This is a genomic window from Thermoleophilum album (genome assembly GCF_900108055.1).
Classification (GTDB): domain Bacteria; phylum Actinomycetota; class Thermoleophilia; order Solirubrobacterales; family Thermoleophilaceae; genus Thermoleophilum; species Thermoleophilum album.
On sequence record NZ_FNWJ01000004.1, the window covers coordinates 1 to 3,310 of the forward strand.

The 3,310-nt window shown below is 68.5% G+C and carries 5 protein-coding genes and 1 pseudogene; all 6 read right to left on the bottom strand.

The window, feature by feature from the left end; genetic code table 11:
• Window positions 1-236 (bottom strand): annotated as a pseudogene (locus tag BLW41_RS11480) (type I restriction enzyme endonuclease domain-containing protein); the annotation flags it as partial.
• Window positions 237-267: 31 nt separating this feature from the next.
• Window positions 268-423, bottom strand: coding sequence for a hypothetical protein (locus BLW41_RS11030; RefSeq protein ID WP_177169496.1), 156 nt, complete (start codon window positions 421-423; stop codon window positions 268-270).
• A gap of 108 nt (window positions 424-531) precedes the next feature.
• Window positions 532-1,359 carry a hypothetical protein gene (locus tag BLW41_RS10585; RefSeq protein WP_093119095.1) on the bottom strand — a complete coding sequence of 276 codons (828 nt, stop codon included), beginning with the start codon at window positions 1,357-1,359 and terminating at the stop codon, window positions 532-534.
• A 3-nt stretch (window positions 1,360-1,362) separates the two neighbouring features.
• Entirely contained in the window at window positions 1,363-2,220 is an 858-nt protein-coding gene (locus BLW41_RS10590) for an HIRAN domain-containing protein (RefSeq protein ID WP_093119097.1), read from the bottom strand.
• Between the two features lie 3 nt (window positions 2,221-2,223).
• The gene (locus BLW41_RS11035) at window positions 2,224-2,400 is read right to left on the bottom strand and encodes a hypothetical protein (protein ID WP_177169497.1); all 177 of its coding nucleotides are present in this window, start codon (window positions 2,398-2,400) and stop codon (window positions 2,224-2,226) included.
• Between the two features lie 190 nt (window positions 2,401-2,590).
• The coding region (locus BLW41_RS11140) for a S24 family peptidase (protein ID WP_218138397.1) at window positions 2,591-3,310 on the bottom strand (720 nt) is incomplete at its 5' end.

Here is a 3,310-nt window from a genome sequence, read left to right on the forward strand (position 1 = left end):
AGCTTGCGCAACAGCTCCACGGCCAGGTTCTTATGCGGCATCCCCCGCACCTCGGCCAGGAACTCCTCGGAGAGGATCGAGATGTCGGGTTTCTTGAGGCCAGCGGCCGCGAAGAGATCCACCACGCCCTCAGGCATGAGGGCGCGGGAGACAATCTGCCGGATAGCGTGGTCGAGGTCCTCCTCCGTGCGCCGTTCGCCGGGGGCGCGCTTGGAAAGCGCTGTTCGGACCGCTTGGAGCTCATGCAGACGACCATAGCCTTGCCGTTCAGGGCCTCGAGGGCTCCTCGGAAGGCACCTGCACGAGCTCCGCGCTGAGGCTCAGGTCGTCGAAGGCCGCAAGTACGATGTGTTCGTGGATGAAGTCAAGCGGCTGAAGGTGGATGCGAGTGCGGTGCCACGTGCCTTTACGGTCCGCGGTCACAGTTGACGGCGTAGGAGCCGCCGATTTGGGGGTCGATCTCCGGGCAGCCGACAACCGCTCCAGTCTCAGAGCGATGGATCCTCGACCAACGGCGCCGACCATCGAATCTTACCGACCCTCGGTCCTTCCCACAGCAGGCGCGCGCTCCAGCGCGTCGAGCCACTCTTCGAGCTTGTTCTTGAGGAGCTCCTTGCCGGTAAGCTCGCGTGTATGGGTAACCACGCTCCACCCCAACCGCCGTCTGTTGTCGGAGCGACGGGGGAAGAGCGGGACGATCGCTCGGCAGACGTCATGCTTGGCCCGCCTGCCCTCATCGACAGCCTTGCCCCGGTGCTTAGCGCAGCGGACCCCAGCGAATAGAGTGAGCCCGCCGACGATGAAGTCGGCGATCTCATGAAGCGGCCCGTGGGCTAGCCGGATCAGACCCGCGGTGAAGCCCACGTCCTTCAGCGCAGGCCAGTTCTGTTCTTTCCCGACCGGCCAGTCACCCCGATAACAACGGGAGTAGACCTCTTCGAGCTCGGCGAAGTCATCCCGCTGATCGAAGGCCACGAGGTGGGGCCTCGGACTCCCCTCCGTGAACTGCCTGCTCAGGCGCTGCAGCGCGTACTCGAAAGCCTGCCGGTAGACGTAGATGTCGCGACGGGTAGTCGAGCTCGGGAGCCGCATCCGCCGAGGCCGGAAATCCTCCAGCAGGACCGCGAGGGCTTGGATCGGCATCCTGCCGATCACCCCGAACAGCGCCCGACAAACCTCCGGCGCGGCGTTGGCGAACTTCAAGTGTCTGTCCGGCTGCAAGCCGGCTGATGTCTTGCCGTCGAGCCACTGCTGCTCGACGTCGGCCAGCTTCTCGAGATCGACCACCAGCCCACCGACGGCGAAGATGGGGTGGCACTTCGTCTCCTTGCAGTCGTCGAGCACCGCGAGGCGGGACATGGCTCACCTCGGGTCCCGGAGCGCGCGGGCCTTCTCCAGGCGCTCCAGGAGCTTGGCGGGTGAAGCCCCGGGGGCGTGGCGCTGGCGCGCGAATCGCTCGAGGATGCGGACCTCGGCGTCGAAGTCCTTCCGCTTGCGGTAGATGATGGCGAGCTGCTCGTAGTACCAGGACGCCACGCCCCATCCTTCGGCAGCCGCCTCGGCCTCGACGGCGTCCACCAAACGGAGCAGGAGGCTCTCGGCCTCCCCGTCCCTCCCCTCCCGGCGGAGCCGTCGCACCTCGTCCACGTATCCGGTGAAGTGCCGACCATCCAGGAAGCCGGGCCCGGAGCCGGTCTCGCGTCCCCCGGTCCCCCGCTTCCGGCCCGTGTGCGCCTCGGGCTCCTCCCACCGCCCGTCGAGCTCGTCGGCCTCGAGGTCGAAGTCGGCCGGGTCCACGTAGAGGCGGACCCCGAAGTGGCCCCGGTCGCCCCGGCCCCGATTCCAACCGCCCACGACCCGTGCCCGGCAGGCGACAGCGCGCCGCGTCCTCCGGACCATCTCGAGGATGCGCGGCTGGAGAACCTCCGCATTCTCCCGGCTCAGGTAGCCGACCACCTTGCCATCGATCATCACCTGGACCGCGTTCGGGTCGTAGCGGTTAGTGGGCTCTGGGACGAGGAGAGCGACGGTCTCGAGGTCGGCGCCTTCCTCGGTCCGTCCGCCCGCGATCGCCTCCAGCGCCTCCTGGTACCGGGACTCACCGACCACCTCCACCCGGAACCTGCCCTCGGACAACGTAGCGCTGATCTGCAGGGCACCGGGGATCCGCTTGAGCCACGGGGGGTCCTTGCTTCCGAGCAGACGCCGGAGGAATCCCATCCCTCACCCCTGTCGAGCAATGCGGTCGTTGGCGTGGACGCAGTCAGACTTCAACGTGTAGGTGCCGCTGCGGTGGAGCTGCTTTCGGGTGATCGCCTGAAAGCAGCCGAGGACGACCTCGTACTGCTCGCGGGTGAGCTCGTAGCCGCCGGCGATGAGGGCGTCCGCAAGGACGTCCAACCAGCAGGGCTGCCCCGCGTCCCCGGGGAGAGGCCCTCCGGATACTGGCCGGTCAGGAGCTCCCGGAGCGTCGACTCGAGCCCCGAGGGGACCGGGTTATACCTACCCTGGCGCCCGGGCAGCGTGCGCTCCTCGACTACCGAGAGTCCGCACCGCTCGAGCAGCTCCTCCGGGCGCTCATGAGTTGCCATCAGGAGCCTCCGTGGGAAGGAGAACCGGCCGACCGGCTCGTTGCGGTTCCGGGGGGCGTGCCCTCGAGGACGCCCACGAACTCCGCAAGCACGCTGAGGTCGTCGGGCGCGTCGACGACGATTGGCTTGTAGTCGAGGTTGGTGGGTTCGAGGACGATGCGGGTGTGGTGCCAGGAGCCGTCGGGGCTGTAGGTCTTCTCGCTGCGGTAGCGCTTGACGGTGTAGCTGCCGCCCGTGTCGGTGCCGCCCGTGTCGGGGTCCGTGATCTCCCGGTGCTGGACGAGGACGACCTTACCGTCGCGGGTCCCGCCCCCGTAGCGGCGGAAGAGGCACCAGGAGCCGTCGGGGATGAGGGGCTCCATGGAGCGGCCGACCACCTGCGCCACGAACATGCCGGGCGAGAGCGTGCGGCCCGGGAGTGACACCCAGCCTAGGGGCTCGGGGACCTGGGTCTCGCTGAAGCCGCCGGCGGCGGCGGCCAGGTCATAGACGGGGACGTAGGTGCGGAAGCGCTCGGCCTCGGGCGGGTTCGGGATGAGATGGAGGGCCGGGCGGGGGGCGACCGCTGTGGCCACTGGGCCCGGCGCGGCCTGCTCCGCCCATTCGGCACCGAAGAGTTCCGCCTGCTCCAGGACCGTGAGGGTCGCCTGCTCCTGCTTGTCCGGCGGGTAGCCGTGCTTGCGCAGCACGCGCTTGACGAGGCGGCGGAGGTTGGCACG